Below are 19,196 nucleotides of genomic sequence, written 5' to 3' on the forward strand. Positions count from 1 at the left end.
AATACCCATTACACTGGTCTGTGAATAGCGCGAAGTCTTTGGAGCTTATTCAAGAAGCATCTTTTTGTATAAAAGCACACAAAGGATGAAGATGAAGAGAGCGCACCAAAGAGGTTTTCTAAAATATAGTAAAAAGCTTGAAAGGAAACACGCATGAAAAAAAGTCAGCAAACTATTAACCCCGTAGATGAACTCAGAAGGCGCTTTGAACAAGGTGGGCTAGGATCTTCTGAAACTGAGCCAGTCTATGCGCAGGTTAAAAAACAAAAGCCCCAAGCTCCTAACAGAGATACCAAACCAAAAGAGACAATCTACGAAAACCTAGGCGCTGTAGGAGGTGGAAGACGCGGTAGAGAACAAGAAGAAGTGCTCTATGCAGATGTACAAACCACAAGAGGTAAAGGACGCGGTAGAGAACAAGAAGAAGTACTCTATGCAGATGTACAAACCACAAGAGGTAAAGGACGCGGTAGAGAACAAGAAGAAGTACTCTATGCAGATGTACAAACCACAAGAGGTAAAGGACGCGGTAGAGAACAAGAAGAAGTGCTCTATGCAGATGTACAAACCACAAGAGGTAAAGGACGCGGTAGAGAACAAGAAGAAGTGCTCTATGCAGATGTACAAACCACAAGAGGTAAAGGACGCGGTAGAGAACAAGAAGAAGTGCTCTATGCAGATGTACAAACCACAAGAGGTAAAGGACGCGGTAGAGAACAAGAAGAAGTGCTCTATGCAGATGTACAAACCACAAGAGGTAAAGGACGCGGTAGAGAACAAGAAGAAGTGCTCTATGCAGATGTACAAACCACAAGAGGTAAAGGACGCGGTAGAGAACAAGAAGAAGTACTCTATGCAGATGTACAAACCACAAGAGGCAGACACCAAGGCAGAGGACAGCAAGAAGAAACGTCCTATGCGTCAGTTTCTCCACGCAGCAGACCAGCTACTCTTCCAGAGGCAGAAATCACACACAGAGCAGGAAAAGATCCATTGGTTAAAGCCTATGGGGAAGAAGCTCAACATTGGAGTCAAGTTGCTTTTGGCAATAAAGATGCTTTACAAAGCAAAATGAAAGATATCCTTAAAAACCCCTCTTTAGGAGCACAAATTTCAAAAGACATTTTAGAAAATCCACAATCTTTCGGAGATCTTGCGGGTACGAAAAAGCTTGGCATAAGAAGTCATGATCGTAAAGAAGCAGAAAAAGCTCTTGCGCCACTAAGTGAGGCTGTTAAAGGCTATGCAGATGCCGCAAAAAAGGCACGAGAGCAGGCTTTACAAACCCCCGGGGCACAAGAAAGGCGCCTTGCTGAAGCAGCAGGTGGTCCTCACCATAGGCAAGAAAGGACACCGCAGGTGCCTGAGCACAACAGGGAGCACCGCAGACATGCTCCCCAAAAAGGTGGTATGGCTTTTGCCATGTAAGATTAAAGCATATAAAAATATATGCGTTTTCACTTTCATGTAATCCCTTGGCACAAATGACACAAAGTGATTTGTGCCAAGTTTTTTATATCATTATACAGAAATACATCAAATACACTTTATGTGTTTTATATAACATATTGATAAAATTTCATAAAAAAACTGTATAAAAGTCATGAATGTTCATTACTCTCACAGCGAATAGCGCGAAATCTTTGAAGGTCATTCAAAAAGCATCTTTCTTTGTCTAAAAACGGGCAAAGAAAAAGATGAGGAGTGCATCAAAGAGGTTTTCTAAAACAGATATGAAAAAACTTGAAAGGAAACACGCATGAAAAAAAGCCAATCTTCTCCTCAACACGCCTCAAAAGCTTTCTCCCCACAAGTTCCAAAATCACAAAACCAAGCCCCCAAAAGCCAAACTGTAGAAGATCCAATCTACGAAAACTTGAAGCTAGGAAGAGAAAGTGCTGTTTTCACAAAAAGCTTAAAAGAAGATGTGATCTACACAGAAGTTCAGATACAAAAACCTTATCCTCCTTTTCATAAGAGCCCACAAGAACAGGTTATCTATGCAGAAATAAAAAAAAGCAATAGAAAAACATCTAAAATTCGACAAGAAATGCGTTATGCAATAGAAGAAGCTTCACAAAGCGCTATAACACCTGCTACAGAAGAAGAAAAACTGAAAAAGGTCCGTACTGCTCCACTCGTAAAAGCCTATGTGAAAAATGCTCACCGCTGGGCTGAAACTGTTTATGGCCATAAAAATGCTTTGCAAGAACAAATAGATGCAATTGTTCAAAAGCCCTCTTTGGGAGAAGAGATTTCTTGGAAAATTATAGAACATCCCATGTCTTTTGGGAATCTTGCAGGAAGAAATTTATGGGGATTAAAAGATAGTTCACGCAAACAAGCTGAAGAAGGAATACGCTTTCTCTCTTCTGCCATTAATGGACTAACAGAAGCTGTAAAATACACGCAAGAAGAACGCTCACTGACATCTCAGAAAAGACAAATGCGCCATGGAATATCACAAGAAACAGCGGTAAATCTTCAAAAGCAGCAAAGCGTATCTACTCCTGAAAGGAGAGTATCCTCTCTTTCACAAGAAGCAATTTCCAGCATGCTCCGTGACAATACATCTGTCCAAAGATACGAAGCACGCATTGAACATTGGTGCTCCATTGTCTTTGGGCATAAGCATGTTTTGCAAAAAAAAATAAAGGAAATTCAACAAAACCCAGGTATGGCAGAAGAAATTGCATGGCAAGTTGGCGCATCTCCCAAATCTGTTGGAAATCTGAGAGGAAGAAATCTCTGTGGGCTAAAAAACAATGCACGTATATATGCTGAAAATGGCATTTCACATCTATGTGATGCCATTGAAAATTATGGAGAAGCTATAAAATTGATAACAGAATCCTTTAAGCAATCCCATAAAGAACAACGCAAACATCAGGAATCTGCATCCCATGTACATCAAGATTTTCACAAACAAAAAGCCGTTTTAAAGCCTTCGCAAGAAGTTTCAAGGTCTTCTCAAGAACAAGAGCCAAAGGTTGTACAACCGCATCTTAAAGCTGTGGGCTCCTCCAAACATCAGAAGTCATCAATATTATCATCTAAAGGTGAGAATGAACAAAATCTCAATACACAATCTTCTAAACATCAATTACCAGCGCTACCAGCTAAAAAAGTCGGGGGCGCAAAAAGCGTTGCATGTGCTTTATAAATCATCATAAATGAAAGCCTTGTCATCGGATTCTTTAGCGCGAATGTATAAAATAATTTGCGCTAAAATTTATTGTATAATGGCATAAAGAAAATTATCCAAAAAGAAGACATATTATCTATAACATATTGATAAAATTTCATAAAAAAGCTGTATAAAAGTCATAAACATCAATTAGGCAATCCTTAAAGCACGCAAACCTCTTTAGAAGTTATTCCATTTGGCATCCTCCCTTTAAATAAAAAACGATAACTGCATAAAAGTGGAGAATGCATCAAAGAATTTTTCTAAAAAATATTGAGAACGCTTGAAAGGAACTATGTATGAAAAAAAGACAGCCCTCCCCTTTTATAGCGCAAATGGTGGAGGAATTTCAAAAACGTCAGGAACAATCCCTCACCACAGCGCACATAAAACAACCTTCTGCCCCAAAACAGTCACACATAAGAAGCAATATGCAAAGCAGCATATCTTCAAAAAAAACTGCCCCCACACCATCTTCTCCACAGCATACACCTCCTATGGAAAGCAAGGTGCAAAGCAACATTTCTGTTCAAGAAAACGAAAATCTTTACGACACGCTAGCGCCTAAAAAACCACCCCGGATGCGAGAAAATCTACAAAGCGGCATATCTTCAAAAAGAACTGCCCCCACACCATCTTCTCCACACCATACGCCTCCTATGGAAAGCAGGGCGCAAAGCAAAAGAGCTGTACAAGAAAGCGAACACGCACACCCACCAGCTGTACCTCCAAAACCACCCCATATGAGAGAAAATCTACAAAGTGGCATATCTTCAAAAAAAACTGCCCCCACACCATCTTCTCCACACCATACGCCTCCTATGGAAAGCAGGGCGCAAAGCAAAAGAGCTGTACAAGAAAGCGAACACGCACACCCACCAGCTGTACCTCCAAAACCACCCCATATGAGAGAAAATCTACAAAGTGGCATATCTTCAAAAAGAACTGCCCCCACACCATCTTCTCCACAGCATACGCCTCCTATGGAAAGCAAGGTGCAAAGCAACATGTCTGTTCAAGAAAACGAAAATCTTTACGACACGCTAGCGCCTAAAAAACCACCCCGGATGCGAGAAAATCTACAAAGCGGCATATCTTCAAAAAGAACTGCCCCCACACCATCTTCTCCACACCATACGCCTCCTATGGAAAGCAGGGCGCAAAGCAAAAGAGCTGTACAAGAAAGCGAACACGCACACCCACCAGCTGTACCTCCAAAACCACCCCATATGAGAGAAAATCTACAAAGTGGCATATCTTCAAAAAAAACTGCCCCCACACCATCTTCTCCACACCATACGCCTCCTATGGAAAGCAGGGCGCAAAGCAAAAGAGCTGTACAAGAAAGCGAACACGCACACCCACCAGCTGTACCTCCAAAACCACCCCATATGAGAGAAAATCTACAAAGTGGCATATCTTCAAAAAGAACTGCCCCCACACCATCTTCTCCACACCATACGCCTCCTATGGAAAGCAAGGTGCAAAGCAACATTTCTGTTCAAGAAAACGAAAATCTTTACGACACGCTAGCGCCTAAAAAACCACCCCGGATGCGAGAAAATCTACAAAGTGGCATATCTTCAAAAAGAACTGTCCCCACACCATCTTCTCCACAGCATACGCCTCCTATGGAAAGCAAGGTGCAAAGCAACATGTCTGTTCAAGAAAACGAAAATCTTTACGACACGCTAGCGCCTAAAAAACCACCCCGGATGCGAGAAAATCTACAAAGCGGCATATCTTCAAAAAGAACTGCCCCCACACCATCTTCTCCACACCATACGCCTCCTATGGAAAGCAAGGTGCAAAGCAACATTTCTGTTCAAGAAAACGAAAATCTTTACGACACGCTAGCGCCTAAAAAACCACCCCGGATGCGAGAAAATCTACAAAGCAGTACATCTTCTGAAGAAAGTGTTCCACATGACACAACATCAACTTTATCAAGAACATTATCTACCAGAGGGGAACGGTCTAGAAGCATGCAATATAGCTTCTTAGTTGATGTCTATAAAGAAGAGATCCGATATTGGTGTGGAACTGTTTATGGTAATCAACTTGCTTTAGAGGAAAAAATAGAAGCAATTCAAGAAAACCCCGCTATAGGTACGCAATTTTCACGGGAGATTGTGGAAAATCCTAAATCTATTGCCAAATTTGCTGGTAGCAAAATACTTGGTGTGAAAAGCAATTCACGTAAAAAAGCAGAAGAAGGTTTATCATCCCTATGTGCAGCCATTGATGGTTATGTCAATGCTCTTCAATATATACAAGAAAACATTCAACAGCGCCCTCATGCAGAAGGAAAACACCATCAACAAGAAAGAGAAAAACAACAAACAAGACAAGAGATGCAAACAGACGGAAATCTTCAAAACTCACCTCATTCCCAAAAAAAATGGAAACCTCTTTCCGATAAGGAAATAGCCCAAAAAGTTCAAAAAGATCCATTGGTCCAATATGGTCAAACGGAAGTGCGATATTGGTGCGGAATTGTTTTTAACAATCCAAATCTTTTAGAATATAACATGGAAGACATTCAAAAATGTCCTGATATGGGAGAAGAGCTTGCATGGCAAGTTTCAAAACAGCCCGCGTTTTTTTCTCCATTTGCTGGCAAGAAACTACTTGGCATAAAAAGTGAAACACGTAAAGAAGCGGAAAAAAATCTTTCTACCCTATGTGGTGTTATTGAAAGTTATGCAGACACTGTAAAACAAGTAAGAGAGCATATTGTGCTCACTCACGAAGCAACACAACTACGCCATAGCCCCTCTCTTGAACAGACACAAAACCTACAAAAAAAGCAAACTTTATCAAAGTCGCCTCCACTTTCTCAACATGCAGTAGAAAACGCACCCAGCATATCTCTTGAAACTTGCGAACATGCCGGTAAACACCCACCAGAAATTCCGCGAAAAACGAAGACACCAAAAGCCATGTCTCTCACCTGCTAACATCTAAAACTTTAACTTTTCATCTGCTTTCTTGGTGCAACAGATAAAGCAGTATGCACCAAGAGCTTTTTCTCTTCTTTTACGATAAAACATTTTCTGTTTTTGAGAAGAAAGTTGCTATCCCCAAACAACAAAAGAGTAACACCCATTGATTAACAATCATCCGCATAAACAACGCCTATAAAAAACATTTTAAAATAGTGAACGAAAGCATTCTCCATCAGATAAGTAGTGCTGCAATCATAAAAGTAAAGCGATAAAAAGAGAGAATGTACCATAGAGTTTTTCCCCAAAAATTGAAAAGACTTGAAAGGAAACATGCATGAAAAAAAACCAAGCTGATCATCCAGCCTCTCACACAAAAGAAGAATTTTCCAAACAGCACCACATAGAACAGACAGCTCTTTCTAGGCAATTAAAGGAAGCATCACAGAATTTTTTTGATTCTAAGAACCATGTTCTCAAAAATAAATATCACATCACTGATGCAGAAATCCTGAAAACACAATGTGCCCATGATGTCTCACAACAAATGATCAATATACGCCAAGAAGCCCCACCAGAGCAGTTTAACTCTTCCTATCTCAAACATATTCATAAAGTTCTCTTTACTCCAGCATTTGAATGGGCTGGTCAAACACGTGAACATTCCTTTACATTTGCAGATGGCACAACAGCCTCTATGCCGTATATGAAAAGGAAAGAATATACAAAACCTTTTGCTATCGGCTCTCAAATACAAGCAGAGCTTGACAAGCTTGATAAAACGCTTACTGAAAAAAATAATTTACAAGGCTTACCTCGTAAAGAATTTGTTGCACATGCTGCTGAATTAATGGCCAATTTATATTGTACACATCCCTTTAGAGAAGGCAACAGACGTACGCAACATGCATTTTTTGAAAAGCTTGCTGAATCTGCAGGCCATAAATTCGATTTTTCTCTTGTAACGAGAAAACGCCACCAATTTATCAATAATGCCGCTATAGAATATGGCAATTCAGGCCCCATGAAACATATGCTTGAGGATATTTCTCACCCAGAAAAAGTGCTCCTTTTAAAGGAATTTACCAATATTATGAGAGAAAATGGGCTTGATGAAAAAAATTATCGTCTTGCTGTTGTTGCACAAGATGGTAAAACCTATCATGGCACATATAGAGGCTGTAGCTTAAATAGCTTTATGGTCGATGTTCACGGAACTTTCATCATAGGAAATAAAAAAGATCTCACACCAGAGCAAATAAAGACTTTAAAAATTGGTACACTGCTCTCCTTTACAGCACAAGAACAACATCAAACGCTTATTCCAAAAGAGACAATCCCCCCTCTTTCAAAAGAGGAAATTGCCGAAAGGATTCAAGAAAACGCCTTAGTTCAAGAAAAAAGAAAAGAAATCGAATATTTGTGTAAAATTGTTTATGGCAAACCATATGTTTTGCAGAAAAAAATAGAGAAAATTGATGAAAATTTTGCACAAGGAGAACGGCTAGCCTTTCAAGTTGTAGAATTCCCCACATCTCTTTCTAAGCTTTCTGGTGTTCAGATGTTTGGTATAAAAAGCCGCGCGCGCGCGCAAGCAGAAGAAAATATTTTCCCTCTCTCTAAAGCTATAGAGCGTTATGCAGAAACGCTCAAACAAGTAGAACAAGAGGTTTTACAAAACCATCATGCGCAACAAAAACGCTGTGAACAAGCGGTTGATATGCCCAGCCAAAAGATACAAGATCTCCTTTCCTTATCACCAGATCAACAGCAAGAAGCCCTCTCACGCTCTCCTGAACTCAAAGCAGAAACGAAGACATATCTTTGCAACCTCAATGCCCGCTTATCAACAAGTGAACATGAAGCAGTAAAAGAAAAAAATTACGAAAAACTAGCACAGAGTCTTGGTACCTCTACGATTAGAGCAAAAGAAATTACCGATATTTTTCAGCAAACAAAAGAAATAAAACAAAACCTACAAAGGATGTCTTTTTTTTATCATGAATACAACGCGCATTCTGCACCAAACTTGCGCCAATCAACAGAAGAAAGCACAATTCTCCTTGATCAATCACCATTTAAAGCAAAGGAAATGAAAGAAAATACCAAACAAGAAAAAGAAATAAAACAAAATCCACACCCCCCAAAAGCGAAATATGCAACAGCACAATGGCTCGTATAACCAGTAAACATATATAAGCTTTTATGAAGAACCTTTAACAAAGTAGTATGACAGCTTTTCAACAACTGTTCCATTCTTTCTTTTTTAAGAAGAAATGACATGCATAAATTATGGAGCATGAATCATGTATTCATGGCGGGGCAAAAACATTCATACAAAAACTTTCTCTTATAAAAAAGATTTTAAAACCGCCTTTGATTATTTTATGTCGAGAAAAGTAGGGCTTTTTTTAAATATCAGCTTCAATAAAACGATCGTACAATTCTTTTTATGCTCTGTTGTTCAAATAAAACGATTTTATCAAATTTTACTGCATTATTGTTATGATGAGAGGATTCTTCCAACCATTTTATACCCCATCCCTAACGCAATAGGGATCTTCTCCCCCAAAAAGAAAACCATTTCAATATATATCACAGATGCAATGAGAAGAACTTTTATAGTATAAATGTCCTCTCTCAAGAGCATGCTCGAAACTATCGTATTTTAGAATATGTGCAAAAAACAAAAACTTCTTTATCTTATCAAATAATATCCTCTCTCTTTCTACTCTTTGTATTTTTAAGCAGACAGATCATCTAAACGCGTAAAAAAATTGCTACTCTCTTTAACCAAAACGCAAAGATAAAAGGAATGCTCAATAGCGAATATGCAAGCCAATACACGAAAAGCAAAGCGATAATGTCCTTATCTGCTCTAGAAACAATGAAACAAGCATCACGCAGTTTTTACGAGCCTGTGCTCTTTTCTCTTTTTCAGCGCGCCCCACATATTTTTTAAAAAGGAGCGCTTTATTGTTTGATAAAAGCAATGCAAACCTTTATGTATCCGTAAAAAGTATTCTCCAAAGAGGATTCACATTCGTATAGTCTTATTGACAGAGAGCTAAGAGGCATCGTAAAACATTTTTAAAATATCTGATTGTCTTGGCACGTTCATGCATTTTTTACACTTTAAAATGATTTTATTTATCCTGTCGCCACCTTTTCTTCTATTCAACCCAATATATCTTTATGAGCTTGATTAAAAAATTTGCCACTGTTGCTTCTGGAACCATTATGAGCCGTATTTTTGGCTTTGTTCGCGAGATGTTGATGGCAGCTGCTTTGGGAACAGGACCTGTTTCTGATGCCTTTAACGCAGCATTTCGTTTTCCCAATACATTCCGTCGTTTTTTTGCTGAAGGCGCTTTTAATGCAGCTTTTGTTCCTCTTTTTGCCAAAAAAATCACGGAAGAGGGAACAGAAACGGCATGCACCTTCGCCGAAGAAGTGTTTGGCGTTCTCTTTTCCGTGCTGATACTTTTAACTATTGCCATGGAATTAAGTATGCCTTTTTTGGTACGTACGATCATTGCGCCAGGATTTACAGAGGATGCGACAAAATTTAACGCTACTATTCATTTTACTGCCATTATGTTTCCCTATTTAACATGCATGTCTCTAGCCGCAATGATGGGGGGCATGCTCAATGCCTTACGGCGCTATTTTATTGCCGCCATTGCGCCTCTCTTTTTAAATATTATTTTAATTTGTGTGCTTGCCTATGCTTGGGTTTATCAGCTTGATGCTTGGCATATTGGCTTAAATCTTTCTTGGGGTGTTTTAGCCGCAGGAGTGGTTCAACTCGCTTTGATTACAATTGCTTTACGTCAAAGTGGTATGAAAATTTTTTTTCGCCGTCCTCGTTTCAGCTCTAATGTCCGCAAACTTTTAACTTTAGCATTTCCTGCTGCTATCACCGGAGGGATTACACAAATTAACTTATTAATCAATACCAACATTGCGTCTAGTCAATCTGGTGCTGTCTCCTCTTTAATGTATGCTGATCGTCTTTATCAATTGCCTCTCGGAGTGATCGCCATTGCTGTTGCTACTGTTCTTTTACCAGAATTAACCCGTGCCCTGCGTAGCAAAAAACATCAAGAAACCCACGATTTGCAAAACCGCTCTCTTGAGTTAACGTTGTTATTAACGCTCCCAGCATCTGTTGCTTTTTTGCTGCTCTCTACTCCCATTGTCAGTTTGCTTTTTGAACGTGGACAGTTTACCAGTCAATCCACGCAACACGTTGCCCAATTATTAGAGCTTTATGGACTAGGGCTTCCAGCCTTTGTTCTTATAAAAGTTTTTATTCCCAATTTTTTTGCCCATGAAGATACCAAAACCCCGATGATTTTTACAGGTATTTGCGTTTTTATCAATATAGGCCTCGCTTTAACTTTATTTCCTCTTTTATCAGCACGTGGTATCGTCATTGCTGAAATTACCTCTGGCTGGGTTAATGCATTATTGCTTTGGAGTATCCTGTTCAAACGTGGTTATTGGCAATATGATTTACAATTCATAAAGCGAATAGCCTGCTTGATTGTTATAACGTTTTTTAGTGTTTTTGTTCTCCATTATCTCTTTTCTGTGCTTGATTTTTTATCTTTTCCTTTATCCACACAAGCCTCATTTTTTTTGCGTGCAATCACTTTGGCAGGAATCATGCTTGCCCTTTTTTTACTCTATGTCATTGCTTATTTTCTTCTCGACACGCGTTCTTTTTTGCTTACCCTTAAAAATTTAAAAAAGCGCCACTAACATTTCACACACACCTCTTTTGAGATTTTTCTTGCTTTCAAAAAAAGGCTTTGTCAAAAAAAACACAAAATAAGTAATTTTACGGAAGAAAGAGCTATTTTATGGAAACCTTCACACCACTTGTCTTTTCTGGCGTACAACCAAGCGGTCACTTGCATCTTGGCAATTATCTTGGAGCTATTAAACATTGGGTTAAACTGCAAACATCGCATCATTGCCTCTATTGCGTTGTTGATATGCATGCATTAACCGTCAATCCTGATCCCCATATTTTGCGTGAAACGACCAGATCTGTCACAGCGGCCTTTTTAGCTTCAGGCATTGATGCACAAAAACACATTATTTTTAATCAATCACGGGTTTATCAACATGCTGAATTGGCATGGATTTTCAATTGCATTGCGCGTATTGGCTGGCTTCAACGTATGACACAATTTAAAGATAAAGCAGGCAAAGATCGTGAAAAAGCCTCTCTTGGACTTTTTGCTTACCCAAGCCTTATGGCGGCTGATATTTTAGTCTATCGTGCTACCCATGTTCCGGTAGGCGAAGATCAAAAACAGCATGTTGAACTTACACGTGATATTGCACAAAAATTCAACAATGATTATGCTTGCCAAATTGCAGATTTAAATTTTGGTATCTGCCCGCAAAAAGGGGAAGAAAAGAAGCAAATCTTTTTTCCACTCCCAGAAGCGTTGATTGGAACAACAGCAACGCGGATTATGTCTTTGCGTGATGGAACAAAAAAAATGTCGAAATCAGATCCTTCCGATTTTTCACGCATTAATTTGATGGATGATGCTGATCTTATTGCCAAAAAAATACGCAAAGCCAAAACAGACTCTGCTCCTCTTCCTGATACACTTGCAGACTTAGCAGGACGTCCAGAAGCCGATAACCTGCTTGGTATTTATGCCGCCTTTGCAGAAACCAGCAAAGAAAAGGCTCTTTTAGAATTTTCTGGGCAACAATTTTCGCTTTTTAAAACAGCCCTTGTTGAGCTTGCCGTTCATAAACTTGCACCTATCACACAAGAATTTCGTCGCCTTCAACAAGAAAGCAGTTATATTGATTCTATTTTACAAAATGGTGCAGAACGTGCCAGCACAATGGCAGAAAAAAATATGAAAAAAATCCGTGAAATTGTTGGATTTTTACAAAATTCATGAAACAATAGCATTTAAAAACCTAACAAGTGAAGAAAGCCGTCTTTTAAACAGTAGAGAAAATATATGGACTCTAAACAAGAAAATATAAAAGCAAAGTACAAACGAAAAGTTTTAGTCATTATTGATGAAACGCCGGAATGTCGTCGTGCTGTTGCTTTTGCAGCACAATATGCTCAAAATACCAATAGAACATTGGTCTTGCTCTGTGTTGTTGACAGTTCAGATTTTCAACATTTTTTAGGCGTAAATAATGTTATGCGATCAGAATCAACGCAAATTGCCCATAAAGTGTTGGGAGAGATTGCCAGTGGTGTACGCGCCACACATGCTCTTCAAACACAAATTGTTATCCGTGAAGGCAAAAAAATTGATGAAATTTCCAAGCTGATCGAAGAAGATAAAGAAATTGCACTGATTGTTTTAGCAGCCAGTGGACATTCAGAAGGACCAGGACCACTTGTACAACTCATTGGAAATCGTGGGACAGCTTTTTCCATCCCTGTCACCATCATTCCAAGTAACCTTGCAGATGAAGATATTGAATCTATTGCCTAAGTAATAAAGAGGGAGATTCCATTCTTCATCCCCTCTATTCAAAGGAGAGTGTATGTTTATTCAAACTGAAACCACGCCCAACCCTGCAACGCTAAAATTTCTTCCAGGTCGTGTGGTACTTCCTGAAAGTGTATTGGAATTTCGTGACCCTGAAGAAGCTGCTAAAAGTTCTCCTTTGGCTGCGAAATTATTTAATATTCCAAATGTTAATGGTGTTTTTTTGGGCTATGATTTTATCACTGTGAGCAAAAAAGAAGGAGAATGGCAACATCTCAAACCTGTTATTTTGGGTACCATTATGGAACATTTTCTTTCCAATGATCCAGTTATCACGACAAATGCTACCACACACGCCCATGCTCACGCTCTTAATGAAGAATTTTATGACGAAAAGGACACCGATATCGTCTTAACAATTAAGGAGCTGCTTGAAACGCGTGTTCGTCCAGCTGTTGCCAATGACGGAGGAGATATTACTTTCCGTGGTTTTGAAAATGGCGTTGTCTATCTCAACATGCGCGGTGCTTGTGCAGGATGTCCCGCTTCAACAGCAACACTCAAACATGGTATTGAAAATCTTCTACGACATTTTATTCCTGAAGTACTAGGGGTTGAGGCCATGCCGCAATAAAATTCATGCAAAGTGCATATTCATCATAAAGAATTTTATGACGAAAAGGACACCGATATCGTCTTAACAATTAAGGAGCAGCGAAAAATACGTATTTGTTCAGCCGTTGCCAGTGATGTTAGGAATGGGTTGGTTTGGACAATGAAAGAGATATTCCTTTCCACGGTTTTGAAAAGGACGTTGTCTCTCTCAACATGCGCGGTGCTTGTGCAGGATGTCCCGCTTCAACAGCAACACTCAAACATGGTATTGAAAATCTTCTACGACATTTTATTCCTGAAGTACGAGGGGTTGAGGCCATGCCGCAATAAAATTCATGCAAAGTGCATATTCATCATAAAGAATTTTATGACGAAAAGGACACCGATATCGTCTTAACAATCAAAGAGCAGCGAAAAATACGTATTTGTTCAGCCGTTGCCAGTGATGTTAGGAATGGGTTGGTTTGGACAATGAAAGAGATATTCCTTTCCACGGTTTTGAAAAGGACGTTGTCTCTCTCAACATGCGCGGTGCTTGTGCAGGATGTCCCGCTTCAACAGCAACACTCAAACATGGTATTGAAAATCTTCTACGACATTTTATTCCTGAAGTACGAGGGGTTGAAGCCATGCCGCAATAAAATTCATGCAACGCTTACACCTGTTGTGAAACATTTTAAGAAAAAACGACATCCTTATTTTAACAATAAAGGGTTCGTGTAAAGTACGTATCGATCCAGCTATTGCCAATAATGGTGAGCGTATTTTCTTTTGCCAATGAGAGAGTGATATCCCTTGCCGCTATTTTAAAAATGGCAGTGTTTATTGCAATATATGCAGCAGTCCTCTTTGCCAATATTCTTCTTTAACAGCTGTAAGAAAATAGGTTTATAGACTGTACACAATTAAACTTTTTTAACAAATTCTGATTTTAAGGACATTTGCCCAATTCCTGGAATCTTACAATCAATATTATGATCTCCATCTACCAAACGAATATTTTTGACCTTCGTGCCCGTCTTTAAAACAGATCCCGCACCTTTTACTTTAAGATCTTTGATCACCATAACAGTATCCCCATTGGTCAAAACTTGGCCATTTGCATCATAAACAGTATTGGAAGCAAAAGGATCTTCACGCTTTTGTGGCCACTCATGTGCACATTCAGGACACACAAAATTTGCACCCTCTTCATAAGTATAAAGACCACCACAGTGCGGACATTTGGGATACTGGCTCATAAGATTCCCTCTTTGCTTTAAGAAAGACTATTCATCTGAATGGTCATAAAGTAAGAAGTGCTTATTGTCTATTGCCAAAACAAAACACTAAAGAGACAATATATCATCAATTCTTTATGCAATATTTTTTAAGATATCATTTTAAGCGCCATAAAAGACTCTTCCCTCTCATCATACCTTCCCCCTTTCATTATAATTGTCGAACTTCATCTCAAGAAGAACAAAATAAGCCACTTTCGTTATTGCCCAAGAACGCTATGAAATAGCCCATAAAAAAATCTTGCTCTTAGGAACCAAGGCTTATTTTGTCTTTCAAGACGGATCGTATGTTATTATTTTGATAGGCAGCTATCAAATTTGAAAGACAAAGATCCTCCCTTTTTAAAAATCCGTTTTAAAAAGCTATATTCATTTTTGTTGTCAATCTCCTCAAATTCCTTTATGACTTTAAAGGTGTTTTGGTCGTGTACGCAGCGATCAATAGGGCTCTAAAACCCGAAACCTAAACATGAATTTGTCCCGCTTTGCGGGTATCCCGGAATTCCGGGAGATTTTGCTATGTCCAAGTGCTTCTCAGCACTAAAAGCAAAATGCTGATTTAGGTTCAGTTTTAGACTCCCGGAATACGCATGCGAGGGCGCTCGCAACCGGTGGGGAAAAAATGCAAGCCAAAAATCTGAACGACATTGTTGTTGGCAAAAAAATGCGCTTTAAGCGAAAAATGCTGAAAATGTCTCAAAAACAGTTAGGACGCTCTTTAGGAGTAAGCTTTCAACAAATCCAAAAATATGAAAAAGGCATAAACCGTGTAAGTGCAGGACGGTTAAAGGAAATTGCCGATATTCTTGAGGTTCCTATTGCCTTTTTTTATGCCGACAGTGCAACAAAACAAAATACGCCTACCCATCATGATGAAGTTGCATCCAGCAGAGAAGAATATCTGCTTTTAAAAAGATTTAGAATTCTCACCACAAGAAAACAAAGTGCTCTTTTACAATTGCTCTCTGAACAAAATGAAAGCTTTTAACATCATACACGCCCCATAAGCCTTGTGCATCAGCATGCATTGCGCGTTCTTACGAGCATCCCCCGCATAAGTTTTTTCGTTGCACTAAAAACACGCTGTCTTTCCTAGAAAAAGCTGTTTTCATTTTTATTGTAAATCTTCTCAAATTCCTTTATGACTTTAAAGGTGTTTTGGTCGTGTACGCAGCGATCAATAGGGCCTTGAAAACCCGAAACTCAAACATGAATTCATCCCGCTTTGCGGGTATCCCGGAATTCCGGGAGTTTTTGCTATGTCCAAGTGCTTCTCAGCACTAAAAGCAAAAAGGCTGATTTGAGTTCAGTATTTTCAAGCTCCCGGAATACGCATGCGAGGGCGCTCGCAACCGGTGGAGAAAAATGAAAGCTGTTTTCATTTTTGTTGTCAATCTCCTCAAATTCCTTTATGACTTTAAAGGTGTTTTGGTCGTGTACGCAGCGATCAATAGGGCCTTGAAAACCCGAAACCTCGATACATGAATTTATCCCGCTTTGCGGGTATCCCGGAATTCCGGGAGTTTTTGCTATGTCCAGGTGCTTCCCAGCACTAAAAGCAAAAAGGCTGATTCGAGGTCAGTATTTTCAAGCTCCCGGAATACGCATGCGAGGGCGCTCGCAACCGGTGGGGAAAAATGCAAACCAAAAATCTGAACGACATTGTTGTTGGCAAAAAAATGCGCTTTAGGCGAAAAATGCTGAAAATGTCTCAAAAACAGTTAGGACGCTCTTTAGGAGTAAGCTTTCAACAAATCCAAAAATATGAAAAAGGCATAAACCGTGTAAGTGCAGGACGGTTAAAAGAAATTGCCGATATTCTTGAGGTTCCTATTGCCTTTTTTTATGCCGACAGCACAACAAAACAAAATACGCCTACCCATCATGATGAAGTTGCATCCAGCAAAGAAGAATATCTGCTTTTAAAAAGATTTAGAATTCTCACCACAAGAAAACAAAGTGCTCTTTTACAATTGCTCTCTGAGCAAAATGAAAGCTTCTAAAATCATGCTTTCTCGCACAACAGGCTTTTTTACGCGTAACACCACCCTTTAAGAGGCTCCTTTTAAACTCTCATGAGCAATCCTTCACCGAGTAAAAGAAACACCATACATTTTTTCAAATAAACACAGAGATTAAATTGATCGCTTCCCCCAAAGCAATGCTCCTTTTAAATTCTCGTGAACAATCCTTCACCGAGTAAAAGAAACACCACATACTTTTTCAAATAAACACAGAGATTAAATTGATAGCTTCCCCCAAAGCAATGCTCCTTTTAAACTCTCGTGCACAATCCTTCACCGAGTAAAAGAAACACCACACATTTTTTCAAATAAACACAGAGATTAAATTAATAGCTTCCCCCAAAGGAATGCTCCTTTTAAACTCTCGTGAACAATCCTTCACCGAGTAAAAGAAACACCACACACTTTTTCAAATAAACACAGAGATTAAATTGATCGCTTCCCCCAAAGCAATGCTCCTTTTAAATTCTCGTGAACAATCCTTCAGCTCATAAAAGAAACACATAAAAAAAACGGGCTCCAAGAGCCCGTTTCTAATACTCCTGATGAAAAAGACTTTAGAAGTCCATTCCACCCATTCCACCCATTCCACCACCAGGCATAGGAGGAACTGGAGCATCTTTCTTTGGAAGTTCTGCCACCATCGCTTCTGTTGTGATAAGAAGGCTCGCAATAGAAGCAGCATTCTGAAGAGCAGAACGCACAACTTTAACAGGGTCAACAATTCCCAAAGCAATCAAATCACCAAATTCACCGGTTGCAGTGTTGTAACCAAATGTATCAGTATTATTTTCTAACACTTTTCCAACAATGATCGCTGCTTCTTCACCAGCATTTGTTGCAATTTGGCGCGCAGGAGCCTGAAGTGCACGACGAACAATATTAATACCAGCTTCCTGATCAGGATTGCTGCCCTTAACGCTCAATGCACTTGCCGCACGCAACAGAGCAGTACCACCACCAGCAACAATACCTTCTTCCACAGCAGCACGTGTTGCGTTTAGGGCATCATCTACACGGTCTTTCTTTTCTTTCACTTCAACTTCAGTTGCACCACCAACACGGATAACAGCAACACCACCAGCAAGTTTTGCCAATCTTTCTTGCAATTTCTCGCGGTCATAATCAGAAGTTGTTTCCTCAATCTGAGCCTTAATCTGATTGACGCGTGCAGTAATTTCAGCTTTTTGTCCAGCACCATCAATAATCGTTGTATTTTCTTTAGAAATATTGACTTTCTTTGCACGTCCAAGCATATCCAAAGTCACATTTTCAAGCTTAATGCCCACATCATCAGAAATAACCTGACCAGATGTTAAGATTGCAATATCTTCAAGCATTGCTTTACGACGATCACCAAATCCTGGTGCTTTTACAGCAGCAATTTTCAAACCACCGCGTAGCTTGTTAACAACGAGAGTTGCCAAAGCTTCACCTTCCACATCTTCAGCAATGATAAGAAGGGGTTTACCAGATTGGACAACAGCTTCTAGTACAGGAAGCAAAGATTGTAGATTGGACAATTTCTTTTCGTGGATAAGAATGTAAGGATCATCCAGATCAGCTACCATTTTCTCAGCATTGGTGACAAAGTAAGGCGATAGATATCCGCGATCAAATTGCATTCCTTCAACGACTTCCAATTCCGTTTCCGCCGTTTTTGCTTCTTCCACGGTAATAACGCCTTCATTGCCAACTTTTTCCATGGCATTAGCAATCATTTGACCAATTTCTTCAGCGCCATTAGCGGAAATTGTTCCCACTTGCGCAATTTCTGCTGAAGTTTGAATTTTTTTGGCTTTTTTGAAAAGATTTGCAACCACATCCTCAACCGCAGCATCAATTCCACGTTTAAGATCCATTGGGTTCATGCCCGCAGCAACAGCTTTTACACCTTCTTGTACGATAGCGTGCCCCAAAACAGTTGCCGTTGTTGTTCCATCACCAGCAATATCATTGGTTTTAGAAGCAACTTCGCGCAACATTTGCGCACCCATATTTTCGAACTTATCTTCAAGTTCAATTTCCTTTGCAACGGATACACCGTCTTTTGTAATGCGTGGTGCACCAAAGGACTTATCAATCACCACATTACGACCTTTAGGGCCAAGCGTTACCTTAACAGCATTAGCAAGGATATCGACACCGCGCAACAAACGCTCACGCGCTTCACGGCCAAATTTGACTTCTTTAGCAGCCATTTAATTTCTCCTTGGAGTTGTCTTTAAAGAGTAGAAAACGAAAGAATAAAAAAGCTTTAATTAGCCCATAATTCCCATAATATCGGATTCTTTCATGATTAAGAGGTCTTCCCCATTAATCTTAACTTCAGTTCCAGACCATTTTCCAAAGAGGATACGGTCTCCTGTTTTTACTTCTAAAGGCACGCGCTTTCCGTTATCATCAAGAGCACCATTGCCTACAGCAATCACTTCACCTTCTTGAGGTTTTTCTTGTGCTGTATCAGGAATAATAATCCCACCAGCAGTTTTATTTTCAGATTCAACCCGACGAACAACAACACGATCGTGCAGTGGGCGGAATTGTATATTAGCCATATTTTACATCCTTAAAACTTAATATAATTGCATTAATCTTAAGTTCTTGCTAGCACTCGAAGGATGTGAGTGCTAACACTGTCTAAGATATAAAAT

13 protein-coding genes and 2 pseudogenes are annotated in these 19,196 nt (G+C 39.5%); 12 read left to right on the forward strand and 3 right to left on the reverse strand.

The window, feature by feature from the left end; all coding sequences use genetic code 11:
- Window positions 1-153: 153 nt before the first annotated feature.
- The 10 genes and pseudogenes from K3248_RS01210 to K3248_RS01255 all read left to right on the forward strand — a co-directional run.
- A complete protein-coding gene (locus K3248_RS01210; protein ID WP_220716542.1) occupies window positions 154-1,428 on the forward strand; it encodes a BID domain-containing T4SS effector in 1,275 nt (424 codons plus the stop codon).
- Between the two features lie 331 nt (window positions 1,429-1,759).
- Complete coding sequence (locus K3248_RS01215) at window positions 1,760-3,163, forward strand: BID domain-containing T4SS effector (protein WP_220716543.1); 1,404 nt, start codon at window positions 1,760-1,762, stop codon at window positions 3,161-3,163.
- A 323-nt stretch (window positions 3,164-3,486) separates the two neighbouring features.
- Entirely contained in the window at window positions 3,487-6,147 is a 2,661-nt protein-coding gene (locus K3248_RS01220) for a BID domain-containing T4SS effector (RefSeq protein ID WP_220716544.1), read from the forward strand.
- Between the two features lie 322 nt (window positions 6,148-6,469).
- Window positions 6,470-8,314 (forward strand): BID domain-containing T4SS effector, encoded by a 1,845-nt coding sequence (locus tag K3248_RS01225; RefSeq protein ID WP_220716545.1) that lies wholly within the window; start codon window positions 6,470-6,472, stop codon window positions 8,312-8,314.
- Between the two features lie 1,013 nt (window positions 8,315-9,327).
- The gene (murJ, locus tag K3248_RS01230; RefSeq protein ID WP_220716546.1) at window positions 9,328-10,899 is read left to right on the forward strand and encodes a murein biosynthesis integral membrane protein MurJ; all 1,572 of its coding nucleotides are present in this window, start codon (window positions 9,328-9,330) and stop codon (window positions 10,897-10,899) included.
- A 101-nt stretch (window positions 10,900-11,000) separates the two neighbouring features.
- Complete coding sequence (gene trpS, locus K3248_RS01235) at window positions 11,001-12,071, forward strand: tryptophan--tRNA ligase (protein WP_220716547.1); 1,071 nt, start codon at window positions 11,001-11,003, stop codon at window positions 12,069-12,071.
- 63 nt (window positions 12,072-12,134) lie between these two features.
- A complete protein-coding gene (locus tag K3248_RS01240) occupies window positions 12,135-12,626 on the forward strand; it encodes a universal stress protein (RefSeq protein ID WP_220716548.1) in 492 nt (163 codons plus the stop codon).
- A 52-nt stretch (window positions 12,627-12,678) separates the two neighbouring features.
- A complete protein-coding gene (locus K3248_RS01245; RefSeq protein WP_220716549.1) occupies window positions 12,679-13,257 on the forward strand; it encodes a NifU family protein in 579 nt (192 codons plus the stop codon).
- A gap of 24 nt (window positions 13,258-13,281) precedes the next feature.
- A pseudogene (locus K3248_RS09245) lies at window positions 13,282-13,568 on the forward strand (NifU family protein); the annotation flags it as partial.
- Window positions 13,569-13,592: 24 nt separating this feature from the next.
- Window positions 13,593-13,879, forward strand: a pseudogene (locus K3248_RS01255) (NifU family protein); the annotation flags it as partial.
- A gap of 264 nt (window positions 13,880-14,143) precedes the next feature.
- Here K3248_RS01255 and K3248_RS01260 read toward each other — a convergent pair.
- Window positions 14,144-14,479 carry a zinc ribbon domain-containing protein YjdM gene (locus tag K3248_RS01260; protein ID WP_220716550.1) on the reverse strand — a complete coding sequence of 112 codons (336 nt, stop codon included), beginning with the start codon at window positions 14,477-14,479 and terminating at the stop codon, window positions 14,144-14,146.
- Window positions 14,480-15,140: 661 nt separating this feature from the next.
- Here K3248_RS01260 and K3248_RS01265 point away from each other — a divergent pair.
- Together K3248_RS01265 and K3248_RS01270 are read left to right on the forward strand one after the other, a co-directional pair.
- On the forward strand, window positions 15,141-15,506 hold the full coding sequence (locus tag K3248_RS01265) for a helix-turn-helix domain-containing protein (RefSeq protein WP_220716551.1): 366 nt from the start codon (window positions 15,141-15,143) through the stop codon (window positions 15,504-15,506).
- 649 nt (window positions 15,507-16,155) lie between these two features.
- Window positions 16,156-16,521 (forward strand): helix-turn-helix domain-containing protein, encoded by a 366-nt coding sequence (locus tag K3248_RS01270; RefSeq protein WP_220716552.1) that lies wholly within the window; start codon window positions 16,156-16,158, stop codon window positions 16,519-16,521.
- 578 nt (window positions 16,522-17,099) lie between these two features.
- Here the strand turns inward: K3248_RS01270 and groL are convergent.
- The gene (gene groL / locus K3248_RS01275) at window positions 17,100-18,743 is read right to left on the reverse strand and encodes a chaperonin GroEL (RefSeq protein ID WP_220716553.1); all 1,644 of its coding nucleotides are present in this window, start codon (window positions 18,741-18,743) and stop codon (window positions 17,100-17,102) included.
- A gap of 60 nt (window positions 18,744-18,803) precedes the next feature.
- Window positions 18,804-19,100, reverse strand: a complete 297-nt coding sequence (groES, locus tag K3248_RS01280; RefSeq protein WP_220716554.1) for a co-chaperone GroES — start codon at window positions 19,098-19,100, stop codon at window positions 18,804-18,806.
- Window positions 19,101-19,196 lie beyond the last annotated feature (96 nt).

It is taken from the genome of Bartonella raoultii, assembly GCF_019659805.1.
GTDB classification, from domain to species: Bacteria; Pseudomonadota; Alphaproteobacteria; order Rhizobiales; family Rhizobiaceae; genus Bartonella; species Bartonella raoultii.